At 51.4% G+C, this 20,713-nt stretch carries 25 protein-coding genes and 2 pseudogenes; 7 read left to right on the top strand and 20 right to left on the bottom strand.

Annotated elements, in window-relative coordinates:
* Positions 1-12: 12 nt before the first annotated feature.
* The 7 genes from ACW9JV_RS13290 to ACW9JV_RS13320 all read right to left on the bottom strand — a co-directional run bounded on the left by ACW9JV_RS13290 (position 13) and on the right by ACW9JV_RS13320 (position 6,215).
* Positions 13-567, bottom strand: a complete 555-nt coding sequence (locus tag ACW9JV_RS13290; RefSeq protein WP_457335226.1) for a TraR/DksA C4-type zinc finger protein — start codon at positions 565-567, stop codon at positions 13-15.
* Positions 568-712: 145 nt separating this feature from the next.
* On the bottom strand, positions 713-1,402 hold the full coding sequence (locus ACW9JV_RS13295) for a hypothetical protein (RefSeq protein ID WP_457335228.1): 690 nt from the start codon (positions 1,400-1,402) through the stop codon (positions 713-715).
* Positions 1,371-2,192, bottom strand: a complete 822-nt coding sequence (locus ACW9JV_RS13300) for an ABC transporter ATP-binding protein (protein ID WP_457335230.1) — start codon at positions 2,190-2,192, stop codon at positions 1,371-1,373. Before ACW9JV_RS13300 ends, ACW9JV_RS13295 begins: the two co-directional genes overlap by 32 nt.
* A 15-nt stretch (positions 2,193-2,207) precedes the next feature.
* Entirely contained in the window at positions 2,208-3,239 is a 1,032-nt protein-coding gene (locus ACW9JV_RS13305; RefSeq protein ID WP_457335232.1) for a FecCD family ABC transporter permease, read from the bottom strand.
* A complete protein-coding gene (locus ACW9JV_RS13310) occupies positions 3,236-4,240 on the bottom strand; it encodes a FecCD family ABC transporter permease (RefSeq protein ID WP_457335234.1) in 1,005 nt (334 codons plus the stop codon). The genes ACW9JV_RS13305 and ACW9JV_RS13310 overlap by 4 nt, the downstream gene beginning before the upstream one ends.
* A gap of 23 nt (positions 4,241-4,263) precedes the next feature.
* Positions 4,264-5,238: an ABC transporter substrate-binding protein gene (locus ACW9JV_RS13315; RefSeq protein ID WP_457335236.1), complete on the bottom strand. Its 975-nt coding sequence runs from the start codon at positions 5,236-5,238 to the stop codon at positions 4,264-4,266.
* A gap of 317 nt (positions 5,239-5,555) precedes the next feature.
* The gene (locus tag ACW9JV_RS13320; protein ID WP_457335238.1) at positions 5,556-6,215 is read right to left on the bottom strand and encodes an HAD family hydrolase; all 660 of its coding nucleotides are present in this window, start codon (positions 6,213-6,215) and stop codon (positions 5,556-5,558) included.
* Positions 6,216-6,319: 104 nt separating this feature from the next.
* On the opposite strand from ACW9JV_RS13320, the gene ACW9JV_RS13325 reads away from it, so the two are divergent.
* Positions 6,320-6,685 carry a thioredoxin family protein gene (locus ACW9JV_RS13325; protein WP_457335240.1) on the top strand — a complete coding sequence of 122 codons (366 nt, stop codon included), beginning with the start codon at positions 6,320-6,322 and terminating at the stop codon, positions 6,683-6,685.
* A gap of 64 nt (positions 6,686-6,749) precedes the next feature.
* On the opposite strand, the gene ACW9JV_RS13330 is transcribed toward ACW9JV_RS13325, so the two are convergent.
* Both ACW9JV_RS13330 and ACW9JV_RS13335 read right to left on the bottom strand, forming a co-directional pair.
* Entirely contained in the window at positions 6,750-7,370 is a 621-nt protein-coding gene (locus ACW9JV_RS13330) for a thioredoxin family protein (RefSeq protein ID WP_457336058.1), read from the bottom strand.
* Between the two features lie 15 nt (positions 7,371-7,385).
* Positions 7,386-7,499: a peroxiredoxin family protein gene (locus tag ACW9JV_RS13335; protein WP_457335242.1), complete on the bottom strand. Its 114-nt coding sequence runs from the start codon at positions 7,497-7,499 to the stop codon at positions 7,386-7,388.
* A 164-nt stretch (positions 7,500-7,663) separates the two neighbouring features.
* Here ACW9JV_RS13335 and ACW9JV_RS13340 point away from each other — a divergent pair, with 164 nt between their 5' ends.
* On the top strand, positions 7,664-9,121 hold the full coding sequence (locus ACW9JV_RS13340) for a xylulokinase (RefSeq protein WP_457335244.1): 1,458 nt from the start codon (positions 7,664-7,666) through the stop codon (positions 9,119-9,121).
* Here ACW9JV_RS13340 and ACW9JV_RS13345 read toward each other — a convergent pair.
* Together ACW9JV_RS13345 and ACW9JV_RS13350 are read right to left on the bottom strand one after the other, a co-directional pair.
* Entirely contained in the window at positions 9,105-9,992 is an 888-nt protein-coding gene (locus ACW9JV_RS13345) for a DMT family transporter (RefSeq protein ID WP_457335247.1), read from the bottom strand. The genes ACW9JV_RS13340 and ACW9JV_RS13345 overlap by 17 nt on opposite strands.
* A gap of 28 nt (positions 9,993-10,020) precedes the next feature.
* A complete protein-coding gene (locus ACW9JV_RS13350; RefSeq protein WP_457335249.1) occupies positions 10,021-10,626 on the bottom strand; it encodes a CGNR zinc finger domain-containing protein in 606 nt (201 codons plus the stop codon).
* A gap of 172 nt (positions 10,627-10,798) precedes the next feature.
* Here ACW9JV_RS13350 and ACW9JV_RS13355 point away from each other — a divergent pair, with 172 nt between their 5' ends.
* From ACW9JV_RS13355 to ACW9JV_RS13370, 4 genes are all read left to right on the top strand, one after another.
* The gene (locus ACW9JV_RS13355) at positions 10,799-11,569 is read left to right on the top strand and encodes an SDR family NAD(P)-dependent oxidoreductase (protein WP_457335251.1); all 771 of its coding nucleotides are present in this window, start codon (positions 10,799-10,801) and stop codon (positions 11,567-11,569) included.
* A gap of 269 nt (positions 11,570-11,838) precedes the next feature.
* Positions 11,839-12,222 carry a GntR family transcriptional regulator gene (locus ACW9JV_RS13360; RefSeq protein ID WP_457335253.1) on the top strand — a complete coding sequence of 128 codons (384 nt, stop codon included), beginning with the start codon at positions 11,839-11,841 and terminating at the stop codon, positions 12,220-12,222.
* A complete protein-coding gene (locus tag ACW9JV_RS13365) occupies positions 12,212-13,120 on the top strand; it encodes an ATP-binding cassette domain-containing protein (protein ID WP_457335255.1) in 909 nt (302 codons plus the stop codon). The genes ACW9JV_RS13360 and ACW9JV_RS13365 overlap by 11 nt, the downstream gene beginning before the upstream one ends.
* Positions 13,083-13,790, top strand: a complete 708-nt coding sequence (locus ACW9JV_RS13370; RefSeq protein ID WP_457335257.1) for a hypothetical protein — start codon at positions 13,083-13,085, stop codon at positions 13,788-13,790. Before ACW9JV_RS13365 ends, ACW9JV_RS13370 begins: the two co-directional genes overlap by 38 nt.
* Here ACW9JV_RS13370 and ACW9JV_RS13375 read toward each other — a convergent pair.
* The 4 genes from ACW9JV_RS13375 to ACW9JV_RS13390 form a co-directional block, all read right to left on the bottom strand.
* Complete coding sequence (locus ACW9JV_RS13375) at positions 13,762-14,031, bottom strand: hypothetical protein (RefSeq protein ID WP_457335259.1); 270 nt, start codon at positions 14,029-14,031, stop codon at positions 13,762-13,764. The genes ACW9JV_RS13370 and ACW9JV_RS13375 overlap by 29 nt on opposite strands.
* Positions 14,032-14,105: 74 nt before the next feature.
* Positions 14,106-15,701: a BCCT family transporter gene (locus ACW9JV_RS13380; protein ID WP_457335261.1), complete on the bottom strand. Its 1,596-nt coding sequence runs from the start codon at positions 15,699-15,701 to the stop codon at positions 14,106-14,108.
* A 134-nt stretch (positions 15,702-15,835) separates the two neighbouring features.
* Positions 15,836-16,114: a hypothetical protein gene (locus ACW9JV_RS13385; protein WP_457335263.1), complete on the bottom strand. Its 279-nt coding sequence runs from the start codon at positions 16,112-16,114 to the stop codon at positions 15,836-15,838.
* Positions 16,115-16,326: 212 nt separating this feature from the next.
* On the bottom strand, positions 16,327-16,491 hold the full coding sequence (locus ACW9JV_RS13390) for a hypothetical protein (protein WP_457335265.1): 165 nt from the start codon (positions 16,489-16,491) through the stop codon (positions 16,327-16,329).
* A gap of 56 nt (positions 16,492-16,547) precedes the next feature.
* On the opposite strand from ACW9JV_RS13390, the gene ACW9JV_RS13395 reads away from it, so the two are divergent.
* A complete protein-coding gene (locus ACW9JV_RS13395) occupies positions 16,548-17,225 on the top strand; it encodes a helix-turn-helix domain-containing protein (RefSeq protein WP_457335267.1) in 678 nt (225 codons plus the stop codon).
* A 190-nt stretch (positions 17,226-17,415) separates the two neighbouring features.
* Here the strand turns inward: ACW9JV_RS13395 and ACW9JV_RS13400 are convergent.
* From ACW9JV_RS13400 to ACW9JV_RS13420, 5 genes and pseudogenes are all read right to left on the bottom strand, one after another.
* A pseudogene (locus ACW9JV_RS13400) lies at positions 17,416-17,520 on the bottom strand (AraC family transcriptional regulator); the annotation flags it as partial.
* A 69-nt stretch (positions 17,521-17,589) separates the two neighbouring features.
* Positions 17,590-18,939 (bottom strand): TrkH family potassium uptake protein, encoded by a 1,350-nt coding sequence (locus ACW9JV_RS13405; protein WP_457335269.1) that lies wholly within the window; start codon positions 18,937-18,939, stop codon positions 17,590-17,592.
* A 279-nt stretch (positions 18,940-19,218) separates the two neighbouring features.
* Positions 19,219-19,662: pseudogene (locus ACW9JV_RS13410) on the bottom strand (GyrI-like domain-containing protein); the annotation flags it as partial.
* A gap of 75 nt (positions 19,663-19,737) precedes the next feature.
* Positions 19,738-20,016, bottom strand: coding sequence for a DUF4181 domain-containing protein (locus ACW9JV_RS13415; protein ID WP_457335271.1), 279 nt, complete (start codon positions 20,014-20,016; stop codon positions 19,738-19,740).
* Positions 20,017-20,244: 228 nt separating this feature from the next.
* Complete coding sequence (locus tag ACW9JV_RS13420; protein ID WP_457335273.1) at positions 20,245-20,706, bottom strand: UPF0158 family protein; 462 nt, start codon at positions 20,704-20,706, stop codon at positions 20,245-20,247.
* Between the last annotated feature and the right edge of the window lie 7 nt (positions 20,707-20,713).

Here is a 20,713-nt window from a genome sequence, read left to right on the forward strand (position 1 = left end):
ACACCTCCGTCATTACGCTTTATCCGGTCCATCGTTCGTTTCCTTGTAGACGCGTTCCTCTTCCGGCACGTCCGACGGTGTCTGCGATGTGCCGTGACCGCTCACCGCTTCCCATGTATCTTCTTTGTCATAGCGGTCATCCTCTTCCCCTGATTCGGGGCTCACCGCCGTATCGAGCACCTCTTCTTCCGCCGTCGTCACATCGTTTTCAAGCTCGGTATCGGCATGCCTTGCACAACGCAGAGTTTCCGGAACGATCTCGAGCCGTTCATACGGAATTTCTTCCCCGGACACTTCACAGATACCATACGTGCCGTTTTTCATCGCTTCGAGCGCTTTGTCGATCTGCTCGTTCTGCTCTTCCGCCTGCTTGTTCAGCGCGGCGTCCGTTTCACGTTCAGCCATCTCCGTCGCTTCATCGGCGGGGTGATTGTCGACGCTGGACAACTCCCCTCTTCCATCGGGTCCCGCCGCTTCCCTGTTCTCTCCGCGCAGGACTTTATTATTTTCTTCCTTCTGCTTCAGCAGTTTGTTTTTTAATGTATGGAGTTGAGCTTCTGTCAGCATAGAGTATCCTCCTCGTTTTCATCCTCCCTCTTTTCATTCACAAATTCAGCCAAAACTAAACATAAGAGATGAAAGGAGAAACGGCTGCGCCTTTTTGCTGTCGAACTCACAAAAAAGCCCGGAATGGTTGCATCCCGGGGAAATGTTACAGCGTATGGTATTTCGGGCAGACCGAGCAGCAGGAGCGGCCGCCGCCGGTATCGTACAGAAAACAGCACGTTTTTCGGACACGGACGTCCTTGCCGTTCCTGGTTTCGGTGTCCGTTGTATAAAACGGACGGAGCGGATTGAACGAGCTGTCGAAAACATCTCCGGACGCTTCCTTTACGATGTAGAAAAAATCGGCTTCCAGCCGCGCGGCGTCCTCGGCGGAAGCGGATTTCGGCAGTTTTTTCTCATAAAGGGAAAAGACACGGACGGCTGTGTTTTCCCAGAGGATAGGCAATGGCACCCGGCTTATGCGGTTCATCGCGCGCCACATCGGAGCCAGATGCCCGGCAAAGACTTCACGCAAAACGGCTTTTCTGCCGCCCGCATATCCGCTTCGTTCTTGTATGTCAAACGACGGACTCCATTTTTCCGCGCTCCAGTCCGTCACCAGTTCCGCGTCATCCAGCGTGATGAGCGGATACCGCTTTTCGAGCGTCATCGGCGAAAACGCAGCTTCGGTCACAAACCGGGCGTAACGCTTGGAGAACTGGGAGGCCGCGACGAAGAGGGATGGCGCCTGCAGTTTTTTCTGTACGTTTTTCAGGTACTCCAGGCAGTACGTATCATCGGTTAACATCCTGGCGCTGATACGTTCATTCTGCGCGGACAGCAGAAACGGCTGCATGAGCTTTTCTCCCCTTTCCATGCGGAATCACCATCGGCGTACCGAACAACGGATCCACCGAGACGTGGCAGTTCATCTGAAACACATGCTTCACAAGAGACTCGGTCATAATATCTTCGGGACGCCCTTCGGCGTAAACGGTCCTATCCTGCATGGCCACCAGATGATGGGCGTATCGGCATGCCATGTTCATATCATGAAGCACCATCACAATCGTACGCCCTTCGTTTTCATTTAATTCATATAACAAATCCAGTACATCGATCTGATGGGCCATATCAAGGTACGTCGTCGGTTCATCGAGAAGCAGCGTATCCGACCCCTGCGCGAGTGTCATCGCGATCCAGGCGCGCTGCCGCTGGCCGCCGGAGAGAGCGTCCACCGATTGTGCAGCGAGGTCCTGCATCGAGGTGGCCGCAAGCGCTTCGCGGACCATCTTTTCATCGTCTTTGGACCACTGCTTCAGCCAGCTCTGATGCGGATACCGGCCCTGCCGCACGAGCTGTTCGACCGTTAACCCTTCCGGCGCGGACGGCCCCTGCGGCAGAATCGACATCTTTTTGGCGACCTCTTTCGTTTTCAATTGGGAAATTTCGGCCCCGTCGAGCAGCACCGTTCCCCGGTCCGGCTGCAGAATCCGCGCCATCGAGCGCAGAAGGGTGGACTTGCCGCAGCCGTTTCCTCCGATAAACACGGTGATTTCTCCTTCCGGCACAGCCACGGACAAATTATTCAGAATCGCTTCGTCCTCATAGGAAAACGTCAACTCTCTCGCTTCAAGCGTCCCCATGGACAACAACTCCTTTTAGAAATGGTTTCGGTTCCGGTACAAGAGAAACAGGAAAAACGGCGCGCCCACCGCGGCGGTAAACACACCAGCCGGTACATCGACCGGATAAAAGATCGTACGGGCGGCCAGGTCCGCTCCGAATAAGAGCAGGCCGCCGACCAGCGCCGATGCAGCAATGACAGGACCGAACGTGCGCCCGATCAACGTCCGCGCAATGTGCGGCGCGATCAATCCGACAAACCCAATCGCACCGGCGGCAGCAACCGCCGCGCCGGCAAGGACAACGCTGATAAACAGCAGAATAAACCGGTGGACCTGGATTCTTACGCCAAGGCCTGCCGCCGTATCGTCTCCGAACTGCTGCGCATTCAGGCTGCGGGAGAATACCAGCGCCGCCGGCGTCAGCAGCAGCACGACCGGAAGCATCGCAGTGATATCCTCCCAGGAAGCGCCGTAAATACTGCCGGTCAGCCATAAGTACGCCGACGAGGCGGTAACCTTGGAACTGACAACAATCATAAAAGTCGTAAGCGCGTTCATCACCGCCGCAATGCCGATACCGATCAAGACAAGGCGGATCGGTGTCACTCCTTTTTTCCAGGCGAGCGAGTACGTGAGCATCGCAACAAGCAGTGCTCCCGTCACCGCTGCAGCCGGAAGCCAGCCGATGCTGACACTGCCGGAAACGTACGTTAAAAACGCAACCGCTGCCACCGAGGCACCGCCGGTCACACCGATAATGTCGGGAGCTGCCAGCGGATTGCGGACTACCCCCTGCAGAAGCGCGCCGGACACGCCAAGGGCCGCACCGACGAGAAGCGACACGAGGGTGCGCGGCAGCCGGGAGTTCATCACAATAAATTCATTTGCCCCTTCTCCTTCACCGGCTATCGTCCGGATCACCTCAAGCGGCGAAAGCATCGTATTGCCAAGCGACGGTCCAACCATACAGGCGGCAGCAACAGCCAGAAAGAGGAGCAGAAGCACCCTGTTCGTCCTCGTCTTCAGAGAAAACGGACGCAGGGGAGCGTTCCCAACTGTTTTCATACGCTGGACACCCCTTTTCTGGCGATGAATACGAAGAATGGCCCGCCGATAATGGCGGTCATCACCCCGATCGGCACTTCCTGCGGCATGATCAGAAGCCGCGCCACGACATCCGCCGACGTCAGGAGCACAGCTCCGAGCAGGGCGGCGAACGGAAGCAGCCAGCGGTAGTCGTTGCCCGCAAAAAAGCGGGCGACATGCGGAATCACGAGGCCGATGAAACCGACCGCGCCGATGACAGCGACCGAACTTCCAGCAAGCAGCACAATTAAAATACCCATAAACGCTTTCAGCGCTCCCACATGCTGCCCCATGCCTTTAGCAATGTCGTCCCCCGTCACAAGCAGGTTCACCGCTCTGCCTATCAACATACTGGCAGCAAGGGCCGTCCCGATAAAAGGAAGCAGCGGCAGCAGCATCTCCAGTGTCCTTCCGCTGACAGAGCCGGCAAGCCAGAACAGCACATCCTGCAGCCCTGCTTCGTCCAGCACGAGAATACCCTGGGTGTAGGACTGAAACAACGCGCTGATCGCCGCGCCGGCCAGAACGATCTTCACCGGTGTGAGGCCGTCGCGCCCAAGCGACCCGAGAAAATAGACGATGACCGCTGCCGCAGCTGCTCCGGCAAATGCAAGCCCCATGAGAGGCAGAAGCGAAGAGACGGAGAAAAAAACGACTCCGATGACGACCGTGAAAATCGCCCCCTGATTGATGCCGAAAATACTCGGGGAAGCCAGCGGGTTTCTCGTGAGCGCCTGCATGAGCGCTCCCGCCACCGCAAGGGAAGCCCCGGTAACAGAAGCAATCACCGCCCGTGGCAGCCGGTCCGACCTTACGACGATGTGCTCCGTCGAATCTTCATTATAAGACAGAAAGGGCTGTGCCGCCTGTTCCATCGTTATCGGCGTCTGTCCAAACACCAGACTGGCCGCAAATGCCAGCAGAAACCCCATAAACAGGAGCAGTAAAACGAATCCCTTTCTGTCTTTTAAAACCGCCATCGCACGTCATCCTTTTTTCATCCTTACTCTTCTTCCACGTCAAAGATCTCGTACAGATCATCCACCATCCGGTTCGCTGCAATTACTCCGCCGCCGGCGTTCCATGTTTCTTCTTTCACCATGTGCACCTGGTCATTCTGAACGGCTTCGAGCTCCTGCCAGAGCGGGTGGCTGGTCCATTCTTCATACGTCTGTTCAATCTGTTCGGTCTCCGTGCCGGAATTGAAGTTGAAAATCACTTCGGCGTCGGCCTCAGGAATGCTTTCTTTGGAGGACAGTTTTACGCCCCACTCATCCGGGTTATCGTGTCCTTCCGGCCGTTCAAAGCCGGCATCTTTCAGCACCCGTCCGGCAAAACCCATGTAGAAAATCCGGGCATGATCGGCGCGGAAGTTCGTGATAGAGGCTTCAATCGGCAGTCTGTCCCCCATTTTTTCCTTAAAGGTATCAATGCGCTCGTTATAATCAGCGAGAAGCTGGTCGGCTTCTTCCTGCATATTCAGCGTCCGCCCCATCAAATCGAGCGTCTCTTTCCATTCGTACACTTCTTCTCCCACTACCGTTGGAGCAATGGCCGACAGATCTTCGTAAATGTCCTCATGACGGGTGGTTGTCGCAACAATCACGTCCGGATCCATCTCGGCGATTTTTTCCAGATTCGGCTGTGTTTCCTGGCCTACAATTTCCGTGCCTTCCAGGTCATCGCGTAAGTATTTATAAACCGGCTGCTCCGTCCAGGACTCGACGATGCCGATTGGTTCTATGTCAAGCGCGGCCGCGGTGTCATTGGCTCCCTGATAAAGGGTGACGACTTTTTCCGGTGTCCCTTCAATCTCTGTTTCGCCCATGGCGTGTTCCACCGTTCTGGTTTCTTCGGCTTCGGACCCGCTTTCCCCTTCAGCGTCCGATGCGTCACCTGACGTTTCTTCCTCCTCGGTCCCGCACGCTGCCGCCAGCAGCAGGAATAATAACGGAATCACCCGTATCATTGTTTTCATGATGTATCCCCCTCTAATAATTGATAATGATTTTCATTACTGTTTGTATTGTATAATTGATAATCATTCTCGTCAATAACATTCTGAAAAATATAGGCTGATCGCAGCACGGGATGAGATGCCGGGCGTTCTGATTCGATTCTCCGGATTTCTGCTTCGATCCGGGAGTTTCTGCATTGATTCTCCCCCTTTTTTCCGTTTTCTCTATCGATTCTCTAGATTTCTCTATCGATTCTCCGCATTTATCAATCGATCTGTTTCAGGATTGCCTCCATTAAAAAAACCGGACCTCAACGAAAAGGTCCGGTGCTTGCGGTTCAGATTTGTTTTTCTTTCAGCAGAGCCGGGATACCGGCAAATTCATCGACGAGTTCATCGGAAGCGGAGATTTCTTCTTCGCTTCCAAAACCAAACCGGCAGCCGATGACGGGAAGTCCGTTTTCTTTTCCGGCTTCGATATCGGAGGAACGGTCGCCGATCATGACCGCGTCTGTGCCGGCATCATCAAGAATGATCCGCACCAGGTTGATCTTGCTGCCGGCCTGATACTGCTGCACCGAGTAAACTCCCTCAAACAGCGCTGTCAATCCTTCGCGCTCAATCGCCGACGGAACATATTCGGCATTCCCGTTGCTTGCCACATACAGACGGTAGCCCTCGTCTTTCAGGTGCTGCAGCGTTTCGGGCACCCCTTCATACAAACTGCCGGCGCCGTTATCCATTTCATGCAGAATAAAACGGTCCAGCACCGCCTCCAGCATCTGCAGGTTTTCCTCGGAAGCGTCCGGCAGCAGCCAGCGGAACGCGTCATAGAACGGCAGGCCGATGACCGCCACGCGGTCGGCTTCCGTCCAGCCTTTATCCTCATGCATGCCCTGCTCCACCGCATACTGCAGGGTGTTCGCAATCGCCCGACTGAGCAGGTCTTTACTGTCAAACAATGTTCCATCCATATCAAAAATCAAAGCGTCTCTCATGTCCACTCCACTCCTCTTTTTACCCTGATTTTACCATAGTTTCGGTCAAAAAGAATTCCCCCGATAAAAGACTTTTTGTACCATTCCCTTTCATGTTCTCATCGATGCTGGTGTGTTACGATCAAAATAAAGGAGGAGCTATTACTATGACACAATCGATCCAGGAAATGGAACAGTTTCAGTCGACGATTTCATCTTCCGACAATGTAGTAATTAAGTTTTCCGCCGACTGGTGCCCGGACTGCAGGCGTATGGACGCGTTTTTCCCGGAAGTGGAGGAAGAATACAACCATCTACCGGTGTATGAAATCGACAAGGATCAATTCCCCTCGCTCGCCGAGCAGTATGAAGTCATGGGCATTCCAAGCCTTTTGGTATTCAAGGACGGCGAGAAAATCGGGCATCTTCACAGCGCGGATGCCAAAACACCGGAACAGACGAGCGAATTCTTATCCAACTACTTCAGCTGAAAAGATGCGCTCGGTATGTCTCTTCGTCATACCGGGCGCTTTTCTTCAGCGTGAATGAACGTTTTTATCGAAGGAAGCATCCGTCCGGACCGCATACCAGGCCCTGCTGCCTGCGCTGTTGTTCTTCTTCTTTTTCCTTCTGTAACTGTTTGTCCTGCCATTCAAAATCAATATCTCCTTCAAACTTTTCAGGAAAACGTATATACCAGCGCTGTTTGCGGATGGTAAAGTTATCAGGATCCAGCAGCACAGCATCATCCAGTTCGTTTAACGCTTCTTCTGTTCTGTCCTGCTTCACATATTCCATGCCGAGCTTGAATTTTGTCTGCGCAAGCTGCAGCTGCATATCGGACTCTGTGCTTCCCGTGTTCCCGTCATCAAATTCGACTTTTTCCACTTCTTTATTCAGCAGCTGGTGTACGGCTTTTACATGATCCGGATTATCCACCTTAAATCCTTCCTTGATCATCCGGACTGTCCCTTCTTCATCCACAAAAATTCCATTAGGAATCTTTTTAAACCCGAACATATTAACAAGCTTATTGTCTTCATCCACAACAGTCGAAAACGTTGTTCCTTCCGTGTAGGGTTTTACAACGTCAGGTCCCTGCCCGTCAACCGCTATGGAAAGAATATTAAAGTTATGCTGCTTGTTTTTTTCATACACTTCCTGCCAGCCTGGCAGTTGGTCACGGCAGCTTCACCAGGAAGCCCACATAAACAGCAACGTATTTGTCCCGCGGAAGTCTTGAATAGAAACGGTGTCCCCATTCAGGTCCCGCAACTCAAAATCGCTGATTTGTTCTAATAACATGTTTATCTTTCCTCCTTATCTCCATTGATTACCCTTATTATAACTCGGTTGGATTACCCTTATTATAACGCGGTCGTTATGGATGTGTCTGTAAAATGGCTTTCTTTTCGCGCGCGGATATATTACGATTTTCATAGAAACCGGGCACGAAGGAGAGAAGCGAGATGGAACGATTGGCGGTATTTGATATCGGTACGACGGCGGTGAAAGGAATGCTGATGACACAGGACGGCGCGGTCGAGGCCGAACATACTGTGCCTGTAACGACGTGGGAGACCGGGGACGGGTGTGTCGAGCAGAACCCGGAGGAATGGTGGTCCGGAGTGAAAACCATCACCGATGACTGGTTCGGCCGGTTTAAGATCCAGCCGGAAGAAATAAACGCTGTCACGATGACCGGACAGATGGAAGATGTCATTCTGATCCGTCCGCATCAGAAAACGGAGCTCGCGATTTTGTACTCGGATATGCGCGCCGCGGAGGAAGCAGCCTGGATTCGGGAACAGCTGCCGGAACTCGAAGAAATCACCTCAAACGCACCGGTCTCCTCGACCCCGGCTGCGAAACTGCGCCGGCTTGCTCTGCAGGAAGAAGCCGCAGCAGCGGTCGTGTTCAGCGCCAAAGACTATATTATCTACAAACTGACCGGAGCGATCTGCACCGATCCGGTCACCGGTGCCACCACCGGGTTGATGGACATCCGGAACAAATCGTGGCATCCCGGCGTGCTTCACGCCCTTGGTGCGGACCGTTTCACCCTGCCGGAACTGTATGCTCCGGAGGAAGCGGCGGGCCGGGTGACAGAAGAAGGGCCGGCCGGATTCTCACCCGGCACCCCAGTCCTGTGCGGCGCCGGGGATGCCGGAGCTGGAACGATGGGTGCGGCGGCCATTCAGGAAGGCGACGGCTATTTCTATATCGGAACGACCGGATGGACTGCGGTGCCCGCAACGGAACCTGCTACAACAACCACCGGCGTATTCACCCTGCCCCATCTCGTACCGGACCGCTATATTTCCATCGCCCCGCTTCTGAACGCCGGGAATGTGTACGATTGGGCAAAACAAACGTACATGCCGGATGCCTCCTATGACACGTTTGATGAAAGGATCGAAGCTGCGCGTCCCGGTGCCGGCGGCGTGCTGTTTCTGCCGTATCTGCACGGCGAACGGTTTCCAGTGCAGAACACGGAGATTTCCGGTGCCTATCGGGGCATCCGACCGGGTACGACATCAGAGGATATGGCGCGGGCCGTCGTGGAAGGACTCTGCTACTCGCTCCGCCATATCGCCGAAACACTTATCGGAAACAGCCGGGGACAATTCACCCTGATCGGAGGCGGTTCCCGCAGCGGCGCCTGGTGCCAAATACTCGCCGACGTCACCGGGCGAGCCGTCCGCGTGCCGGAACAGGGTGAATACCTGACCGCACTCGGCATCGCGGCATCAGGCTTCTGCTATCTCGGCTGGACCAGCGGATATGAAGCGTTCGCCGCGGATCAGCTGCGTCCCCGCCCCGCCGCTGTCTACGAGCCGGACCCGGCCGTGCGGACGCTCTATGACGATGCGTATGCACAATTTCTGAAGATCTCACCAGCCGCGCATTTCAGCTTTCTTTCTTAAACGACCGCATACTCAGCATTGTAATCGTCAGTAAAATGATGAACATTCCAACGACCTGCACAGGCGTCAGAAGCTGGCCGAGAATCAGATATCCGAACAGCGAGGCCGTGATCGGCTCCATCATCGCGACAAGAGAAGCATTGGTCGGAGACGTCCGGCTGATGCCGAACGTATAGAGAATAAAGGAAATACCGGCCCCGCATAACCCCAGAAGAATAAACCAAACGACATCCCCTGAAAAGGGAACAGCAATCAGTGCGCTGCGGTCCGTAAAGAAAAACAACAGCACACTCAGCGTCAAAAACGCGATAGGCAGAATGATTTGAGGGCGCCCATACGAACCGGCGTTTTTAAATCCAAAAATAAACAGAGAATAGGAAAGACCCGCCATCAATCCTGCAAGGAGTCCTATCACACTTATGCTTTCTGCCCCGGTGTCATAGACTTTCGTTAATAACACGATCCCTGTAATAACAAAAAGAACGGCCGTCATCTTGGAAAACGTAAATCGTTCGAGGCCGAATAAGAACGATACAATAAAAACAAATACCGGAGCCGTATACATGAGCGTGACGGCGACCGCTACACTCGATTGTTCAATACTGACTGCGTAAAACGTGAAATTCCCGGCCACCCCGATTCCAGCCGCTATGGCCCATATCACAAGCTTACGGTTCACGTTACGATTTTTTTCCGTACGGAAGATATACCAGAAAAAGAAACAGATAAATCCAATAAACCCACGGTAAAACGAAATCACCAGAGGATCCCAGCCTCGTTGCATCAACATGTCGGAAAGCCCTCCGGAAATTCCCCATAAAATAGAAGCTGAAATGATCAGAAATATACCAAGCATGACATTCTCCTTCATCGTCTACATTTTTTCTTCTTTTATCCCTTTATTCATCCTTATGCCTGGCATAATAACGTCTGGCTTTCGCGCGGTTTCCGCAGATTTCCGGTGAACACCAGCGTCTGCTTTTATTTTTCGTTAAGTCGAGAAACAGCCAGTCGCAATGTTGATTCCGGCATTGTTTGATCCTTTCCAGTTTTCCTTCGAGCAATAGGGTTTGGAAATGGTGCAGGATCGGCCAGAGCAAGGTATCAGCATCCGTATCATACATCTGCATAAATGCTGTCGGCGCCGTCTGCTTCAGGGTGAGATGCTGGTTGGCTTTTTTCAGTTCCTCATTCACAATGTCCATGCTTTCCTGGTCTTTTTTGCCCGCTATGGCTCTTGTGCAGATATCATACATCGCCTCCCGCAGCGTAAGGATTTTCTGCAATGCTTGTTCGTGTTCTTCGTGACCCCGGGGAGCCCTTTGTTGATCATCCACCCTCTCCAACAGCCCCGCATGCGCGGCCCAGTGAAGAAAATCGTCGTAACGTTGCAGCCATTCCTGCTGATTCGCCGCACCTTTACGATTCGACGTATTCACAAAATCCAGACTGACATCTCCTCCCCGCAGTCTCAACTCTTCAAAGGATTTCTTTGGACCGGTCATGTTCATCCCTCTTTCATTATAACTATCTAAACAAAAAATACCCGTTAAAATTATAACTGTCAATGAGAATGTTGAAACTTATTACGTCGTAACGGGGATCATCGTAATGTTTACGAAAAAAAGGTACAGGGAAGAATAGTCCCACCTTAGGAAGAAAGGATGGTCGTTACTTATGGGACGTCTGCAAGATAAAAAAGCGCTTATTACCGGCGGAAGCGGTGCCATCGGGAAGAAGACGGCGGAGTTTTTTCTGAAAGAAGGCGCCGACGTGGCGATTGTCGATGTGAATGAAGACGCGCTAAAGAAAGCGAAAGACGAACTGAAAGACGACGGCGATATCCTGACGATTGCCGCCGATGTATCCAACGAGAACGACGTATTGCATTACGTACAGAAAACCGTGGACACATTCGGCCGGATTGATGTTTTCTTTAATAATGCCGGTATTGAAGGCAAGGTCGCCCCGATTACCGAACAGTCCGTGGAAGATTTTGATAAAGTGATGGGCGTCAACGTCCGCGGCGTGTTCCTCGGGCTGAAGCATGTCATGCCGCACATGACCAAAGAGGAGAGCGGCAGCATTATCAACATGTCATCGGTCGCCGGCTTGATGGGGTCCCCGGGTGTGGCGCCGTACGTCACATCGAAACACGGCGTCGTCGGTATCACAAAAGTGGCCGCGCTAGAAGGGGCCTCTTCCGGCATCCGTGTTAACTCCGTTCATCCGTCCCCGGTGAATACACGGATGATGCGCTCGCTCGAGCAGGGATTCAATCCCGAAGACGCGGAAGCCGCGAAAGAAGAACAGACCCAGGCGATCCCGCTCGCCCGCTACGGCGAAAGCGAGGATATCGCCAATCTCTTGCTTTTTCTCGCTTCCGACGAAAGCAAATTCATCAGCGGCAGCCAGTACCGCATCGACGGCGGCATGGCAGCCACTTAATCGGAAAACCCCGATGCACACGCGAGCACGCGGCATCGGGGTTTTTTCTATCGATTCTCCCGATTTCTGCATCGATTCTTTCCTTTCTCTATCAATTCTGGAGACATTTCTTCGTTTCTCCATCGATTCTCCCGATTTCTCTATTGATTCTCCTCATTTCTGAATGGATTCTCCATAAAAATATTTACAAGGAACGTTTTTGTGTTATACTTATATACATAACTATATAACCATAATACAACAGGCTCTATAAAGGCGGTGAGTGTCGAGTGAGCAAAGGGCTTGAGGGCGGCAAACCGATTTTTCAGCAGATACGGGACCGCATCGAAGACCAGATTGTGAATGATCAACTTCAGGAAGAAGATCAGATTCCTTCCACCAATGAACTTGTCCACTTTTACAAAATCAATCATCTGACGGCAGCCAAGGGCATTAATTTACTGGTGGACGATGAGATTATCTACAAAAAAAGAGGGGTCGGGATGTTTGTGGCAGAAGGAGCCAAAACGAAAGTAACAGAAAAACGAAAGACAGCGTTTTTTGATGATTATGTTCTTCCGATGGTAGAAGAATCACGCAAACTGCAGCTCTCGGAAGAAGAAATAAATATCCTGATCCAGAAAGCGAAAGGAAGGAATACTGATGACATTTGATGTATTGCTCAACCATGTTTCCCTGAATTATAAAAGGACAGAGGCGCTGCAGGATATATCGTTTCATTTGGAAGGAGGAAAAATTTACGGGCTGATAGGAAGAAACGGAGCCGGAAAAACGTCGCTATTATCCCTGCTGGCGTCTTTCCAGCAACCAACGTCCGGAACGGTTCGGATAAATGGAGAAAACCCTTTTGACAATCCGCGGATCATGCCTTATGTCTCCTATATTTTTGATGAAGATGACAAGGAGAAAAAGGATAAAGCGAAACATCTTATAGAGCTGACCGCTCGTTACCGCCCTTATTTTGACAAGGACTACGCGCAGCACCTGGCTGCACGTTTTCAGCTCCCGCTGGATGCTTCGGTGCATCAGCTCTCGAAAGGGATGAAGGCTGCACTGCAGGTAATTCTCGGCCTTGCTGCGAGATCGCCGGTAACTATTTTTGATGAGGCCTATCTCGGCATGGATGCCCCGGCCCGGGAAATTTTTTACGAAGAAGTGCTGGAAGATCAGGCCCGGTTCCCGCGGACCATCATTCTTTCCACCCATCTCGTATCGGAAATGGACTATTTATTCGATGACATCGTGATGATTCACCGGGGCCGGCTGCTTTTACAGGAAACGAATGAGGAACTGCTTAACAGGGGTGCTTCGATTACCGGCGGCGCCGAATTGGTGGACGCGTTCACCCGGGACATGACGCAGCTGAACGCCCAGCGCCTCGGCGGGACAAAATCAGTCATGATCTACGGAGCACTCTCCGAGGAAAAACAACGGCAGGCGCAGGAACAAGGTCTCGACATCGGGCCGGTCTCCCTGCAGGATCTCTTTATCCATTTAACAAAGGAGGAAAACGATGAGAAAGGAAACCAATCAGTCGAAACTAATCGTTGATACGTTCGTGCAGCAGGGAAAATGGGCCCTTTGGCTGCTCGGTACTGTCGTTGCGTTGTATATCGCGGTAACAATCTTTGCCGCTCAAGGGGGTACCCTCGCAGCCTTCCTTACGTTTTCCTACGAGCCGGGTAAACTATTTATGCTGGTGATTGCGATTTTTCTCCCTTACTCGTTTCTGGATAAGTACATCAAGCTCGGCATCACACGCAAACAGTTTCTCACCGCCAACGGGATGACGGCTGTTTTCCTCGCGGCTGTGCTGACTGCTGCGGCCGGCATTCTTACGAGCGTTCAGCATGCTGTCATGGGACTGTCTTCCATTACAGAAACCGATACGATTGCAGGCCTGGATGTCAGCATAGCTGCCTTCCTCCCTATCTGTTTTCTCAGCTTGCTCACGTACCATTTCATCGGCTGGATGATCGGAGCAGGATTTCACCGGTACGGATGGCTTCCCGGCTTGGGATTTATTGTGCTGGGCATCTTTTTGATCGCCGTCTCTGATCTGTTATGGGGATTCGAAACCATCGAGCCGGCGGCCTTATTCCTGCCGAGGGAAGGGGGAACGATGCCGAATATCCTTTCGAGTACAGCCGCCGTACTGCTGCTCCCGCTTACTTTTTACCTCATCTGGCAGATTACCAGAAAAGCAGCGGTTCGTTCTTAGGAGAAAAATACAGAAAACCCCGAAGCACGCATATGACGCTGCGGCATCGGGGTTTTTTATATGGTTTCAGGGCGTGCTGCATCGATGGCGGGGATTTCTCGATCGATTCTCGGAATTTCTTGATCGATTCTATCATTTCTGCATCAATTCCCGGGCGATTTCTAATTTTCTCGATTAATTCTCCTGATTTCTCGATCAATTCTCCGCTTTTCCCGATCGATTCTCTGTCATTATGATTCAACCCCCGACTATACCTACCTTGATATCAGCCTGCTCTTCATAAAAGGAAAGCAGGTTTTCTTCTCCAAGTTATGATTATTTGGTTCCCCCGGGGTCAGGTTCGGGGTCCGTCTGTTCCGGTTGCTTTTTTTCTTCCGATCCTTCAATACCCTGTTCCACTGCCATCTGCTTTGCCACCCTTGGAGCCAGCCACAGCACAGGCAGCATAATGATCGATACCGGAATCGCAGCAATAACGACGAACGACTGCAGCGCATCAATCCCGCCTTCTCCGATATTAATCAGAATAACCGCTATGACTCCCATAATGAGGGCCCAAAAAACACGAACTGATTTCGGCGGATTTTCCTCCCCGGTCACTCCCATGGACATCGAGTACGACATCGAGTCGGCCGTTGTGACCACGAATAAAATCGTCATAACCAGAAAGACCGTCGGCATCAGCCACGCCAGCGGCATCTGCTGGGTCACCGCGATCATGGCAGCAGGGAGGCCGGCTTCATTTAACGGGCCGCTGACAGAACCGGGATTCTCCATTTCATAATGAATGCCGGAGCCTCCGACGACGGTGAACCAGAAGTTTGAAGTGACCGCTGTCAAAATAGATACAGCCACAAACACCTGACGGATCGTTCTTCCTCTTGAAATCCGCGCCACCAGAATCGCGACAAGCGGGCCGAAACCGATAAACCAGCCGAAGAAAAACAACATCCAGAAGCCGAGCCATCCCTGATCCTGCCGGTGGGTATGGATATTCATAAACTCGGTCAGATACGTGCCGTACGACGAAACAAAAGAATTAATGATAAATCCTCCAGCACCGAACACGAGCAGAAAGCCTGCGACAATAATGGCGGTCCATACATTCAGACGGCTCAGACGCTGAATTCCTTTATGAATCCCCGTCACCGCCGACATAATGACAATCGCGATCAACGCACCAATAACGATCATCTGGGTCATAAACACATCCGGAATCCCGTACAGTGCATTCAGGCCGTAACTGACCTGAAGGCCGAGAAATCCAATCGGTCCGATGGTTCCGGCGGCCGCTGCAATGATACAGAACGCGTCAATGACCGATCCCCATTTGCTCGTCTCAAGCTTATCGCCAAAAATCGGGTAAAGCATTGTCCGCGGCTTCAGGGACATTCCTTTATTGTAGTGGGCGTACATGATGATTAAAGCACTTACCGCCCCGTACAGGGCCCATGCCGTGAAACCCCAGGACATGTAGCTCTGCGCCAGCGCCGGTGCGATGGCATCCGGTGTTTTGGCCTCAATACCACTGTGCATCGGCGGTACTTCCATGAAATAATACATCGGCTCAGCTGCCGCCCAGAAGACGCCGCCCGCGCCCAGCCCCGATACGACAATAATAGACGTCCACTTAAACATGCTCATTTCAGGGGTCATTCTGTTCCCCAGTTTCACTTTGCCATACTTGGATATCGCCAGAGATACCCCAACGAAAAATGTAGCCAGCAGAAGAACCTGCCAGTACGCACCAAAATAATTAACAGAAAAATTAAACCCGGATGATACAAATTGCGCTACGGCGTCAACGTTAATGAGTGCAACAAGCACAAATACCATTAACAAACCCCCGCTGATTGAAAGAACGGACCAGTCTATCCGCTCTTTGACATGCTGCCAGGAATGATTGCTCATCTTTTCCTACTCCTTTATTTCACAATTATTTCGAACGGTTCTTTCACACGAAGAAACATTCTTTATGTTCAAACAATCCTGCATATATACCACTTCCCCGGCAGGATCACTTCATCTTGTCAGAATCTCTTCATCTACCAGCTCCTTTTTTCATTAAAATGGGAGTCATGCCTAAAGACATATCCCGGTGCAACATCGGCCCGGAAATAGCCTGCGATCGGTTTTAACTGATTTGCAATAACCAGGTAATGATGAAACAATCCCCCTATTGCGATAAATCCTATAACTTTGTGTAAGTTCAGAAATTCCACCTCGATATCCGAATCATGACATTTTACCAATTCCAATGTTTTCTGTACAGAAATTTCTGTTTCAGAGCCGGTAATCGTTCCCGAAATACCCAGCCGTTTCATATGGTTGCCATCTTTCTTCATCTCCATTTAGTAAGCTTTTTCAAAAAGAACGAAATAAAAAGATCGTAGGCATTTTTTGTTGATTTTTACCATGTTGCATGTACAGCGTAAGCGCTCTGGGCAGCCACGAGTGGTTCTGCGACGCACAAAAAATCTCAGCGCCTCTGTTCGTTCTTAGGTGAGAAATAAAGAAAACCCCGATGCCGCGATTGTCATGTGCGTACATCGGGGTTTTTCTCGATTGATTCTCCGGATTTCCTGATTGATTCTATTATTTCTGCATCGATTCCCGGGTGATTTCTGTTTTTCCCGATCGATTCTCTCGATTTCTCTATCGATTCTCCGAATTTCCTGATCGATTCTAATTCTTTTTGCATCACTTCCCCCCTTTTTGCCTGGGTCTCCTTATATAACAGGTAAAGGGGGAACCGCTATGGAACAGATTCAATCCGAGGCCCACATGGAAACAGCCGTACATTATTCTTATTTTTCCTCGATCGACCAAATGGACCGTCACGTCAAACAGCATCGCCGCACACTTACCTGGCAGTCGACGGAGGACGCCGTGCTCTGCCTGCTCGCCCGGCGCTCGCTCTCCTACCCCGGCACGAGTTGGATGAAAGTGAAAACGATTGCCGCCGCGGTCGGCAAAAGCCCGCGCACCGTAAACTACGCCCTCGCCGCCCTGGAAGAAAAAAAGATTATCCGCCGCATTCCGGTGATGCGCGAAAAAAACGGCGGAAGCAGCAGCAATGTCATCGCCATCCGTCCTTATACGGCGGATTGCAGTCCGTCTCCTGCAGACCGTCCAATCGCTGACACCCCTTCCCGCACAGGGGATGAGCATACGGAAACGTCCGGGGAATCTGTTTCTTTAGAATCACTTAAACAAGAAAAATATAAATATATGAGCTATTTGAATTTCTCCTGGTTAATTCATCACAAATGGAAAGACAACTGCGTGAAACACGGATCGGCATACATGGAAAAAGTCGTGGAATCATTGATCCGGGAATATGAATACCGACAGATCAAAGAACGGCTCCGACAACCCCGCCCGCGCCGCGTGCCACGACCTGCGTTTCTCGACTATAACTGGCTCGAGGATTAAAGCGGTGTGTATGGTTTGTGCAACATGTCCAGTACCAAGCGTCATGCTTACGTTTGCCGTCTTTTTTTCCCGACAAACGTAACCATTTGCGCCGTCATGATGACGTTTCTTCATCAAAAGCTGCTTCTAAACGTAAGTATGACACGTTCATGATTACGTTTAGACGTTAACGGACAGGCACAAACGTCACTTAAGAAGACGTCTGCTTGACCAAGATCCAGATTTCACTGCGGAAGTTAGCGGACGTCGTGTCACTGCTTTCATTCCAAAGAATCTCCGGCCCCTCTGCCGCTTCACTTATTATAAAAGTGCGGTATCCGTCGATCCGGACTATAATTCGCTCGAGGATTAAGGCAGCGGAACTTTATCCAATGATCACCCGTTCTTTTGGATAATGGTATCTGTCGCTTTCCACGCGGCCTCTTATAATAAACAAGAAAGAGAAAATCCCGATCCGCCCGATGAACATGAGAAAAATAAGAACTAATTTCCCCCCAGTACTTAAGTCAGCTGTGATGCCCATCGATAAACCGGTCGTTCCAAATGCCGATGAAACTTCAAAGATAATGGGCATCAATGGGAACGGCTCGATCGCGGATAAAAGAATGACGGCGCTGCTCGTCAGTGCAACGGATACTCCCAGTACGATAAAGGAGCGTTGGATATCATACGGATCCAGTTCCCGGCCGAATACTTTAGTCGAGCTCTTCCCTCTCGCGAAACTAATCGTGCTGAGCAGCATCATCGCAAAGGTAGTCGTACGTATCCCTCCCCCGACACTGCTTGGCGAGGCTCCGATGAACATCAGAATACACAAAAACAGCTGCGTCGGCGTCTGAAACGCGGCCACATCCATCGTCGCCAGGCCGCCGTTTCTCGTTGTCACCGATTGAAACAAGGCATAAAAAAGACTCTCGTGCCACGACTTATCCGCAAAAAAATGATTGTGTTCAAACATGAGGATGACCAAAAACCCAACCACTATTAAGCTGAAAAAGGTCGTTGTGGTCAGCTTCGTAAACAGTGAAAACTTGTAATAAGCCGGCGTCCGTTTTAACAGGAAGTTTTTCACCTCAATTAAAACCGGGAATCCGACCGCCCCTAAAATAAGTAAAAGCATATTAATAAACTGGACAAAATAGTCTGAAGCGAAAGGCTGCAGTGAACTTCCCGTTATATCAAAGCCTGCATTTGTCGTCGCACTGACAGATGCGAAAAAGCCCTGAAGAAACGCTTCCTGCCAGGTGTCAAAATACGTAAGAAAGTAAAGACTCAATACCAGAGCGCCAGCGGCTTCTATAAATAAAATCAGGATCAGTATCTGTTTCAGCAGTTGCACCAAACCGGAAAGGCTGCTCTGGTTCTGGTCCGTCATAATTAACTGGCGGTCCCGCAACCCGATCTTTTTACCCGCGATCATCCAGAAGAACGTGCCAAGTGTCATAATCCCGATCCCGCCGAACTGCAGGACAAATGCCAGCAGAATCGAACCGACGGGTGTAAAAGTGTCGGCTGTATTAACCACCGTCAGTCCGGTCACACTCACGGCGCTGACTGACGTAAACAGCGCTTCCATCACGCCCCATTCTACATCGGGATTTCTGGAAATAGGAAGACTGAGCAGCAACATCGCCACTATAACGGCGGATAAATAAAAGATAACGATTAACTGAACAGCGGATAGATTGTGAAAAAAAACGGAAATGCGCTTCATTCTCCAGGACTCCCTCTACACCAAACCTTTACATGAACGTCTATTTCTCCCTCTTGGCGTGCAATGGAAAGGTGCATATTTTCATTATGTATCGATCAATGTACGCTTACGGCACGGGTTTGTCAATATGCTTTTTTACGATGAGGAGTGGAGAAAGATGTATCATACCTTTTTCCACTTTTGACATACAATAAGCCGTTTTGATCCAGCCATAACTGCCTATTACGGGAATATATCCAGGAGGCACACGGGCACGATCATAACGGCTGTTTATAGGCGTCAGAACGATGGAGCGGGAACAACCGGAATCCAGATTTCACTGCGGAAGTCGGCGGATGTCGTGTCGCTGCTTTCATTCCAGAGAATCTCCGGACCTTCCGCCGCTTCATAGCCGGAGCCGGGAAACCATTCGGAATAAATCCGGCCCCAGACGTCCTGCAGCGCGTCCGGAAACGCGCCGGCGGCTTCAAACACCGCCCACGTGGTTGCCGGAACATGCAGTGTCTCCCATTTCGCGGGCACGTCGTTTGTCGTCGCCGCGCCGATGTAGTGATCAAACGTCCCGTTTTCCTCCATCCGTCCTTCGGAAAAATGGGTGGAAGCGCTGATCAGGCCGGAAGGTTCGGTGTTGGACAAGGCTTTCAGCTCCTGGATGTTCGTTGTATCAAGCGACTGCCACATCTCCTCAATCTCCGGGCTCACCCCGTGGAACTGCACAGCCACGATGACCTCCTTTCTCCTGTATCGTATCAACAACAGCGCCCGGCTTCCCGACTTTTTCTGCCCATTTCAGCAGGGTCATCCCATGGAGAAAAAGCCGTACAACCCCGTGCCCGTTAAAAACAGGGCACAGGGAACGGCGCTCAAGAGATACGTCTGCCGTCCTCCCGGGGTGTAACACCACATGACCGTGCGGAATGCAAACAGGAGAACGGGTACAATAAATATCACTATGCGGTAGGAATAAAAGTCATTTATGGTAGCAATGACAACGAAGAGCCACAGCACATAAAATGATTTATCCATATATCGGTGGAATTTGTTTATGTAGCCGGGATCAGTTTCCGGCAGCACCACGATGCCTTTGTCGGCGCAGTATATAGGTTATGACTTTACTTCCAATTACAATACTGAAGATAAGGATAATAGGCAGCAGCATGGTATTGATACTCCTCTTTTATCTATCGATTCTCCGGCTTTATGAATCGATTCTCAGACATCAACGAGTTTTCTGCATCGATTCCAGAAGTTTCTGCATGGATCCTATCATTTCTGCATCGATTCTCCTGATTTCTATCTCGATTCTTACTCCGTGTAAGGCACACTTCGCGCGTCGCACCACTGCCGCATAAAGGTTCGGTATCCCTCCAGCCAGTACGCATTCCAGTCATCCTGCAGGCCGAGTTCCACGACGCGGTCCTGAAAGCGGCGGAACATGCCGCTTCCCGACAGCTCCCGCTCCAGCATCGTCCGCATCATGGGATGGGAGAGATCACGGACAAACGCCTCCATCAGCTGCCGTTCATCGACCTCGAGCCGGTCCGGGAGCGGGAGATAGCTGTCCGCGCCGGCCGACACGACCGCATCCGCCGCTTCCCGCTGCCGCGCGTCCTCAGTGCTGTGCGGCGCCTGCATCTGCGCCCGCCGCAGCACAGCATCATCGATCTGTATCACCTCTCCGGATTCCCGGTGCAGAAACGATGTCACCCCGTCCGGCGAATAACGGACGGCTTCCATTAATGAATCAAGCTCCACAGGCTGTACCATCTGCATG

It is taken from the genome of Salibacterium sp. K-3 (assembly GCF_054052005.1).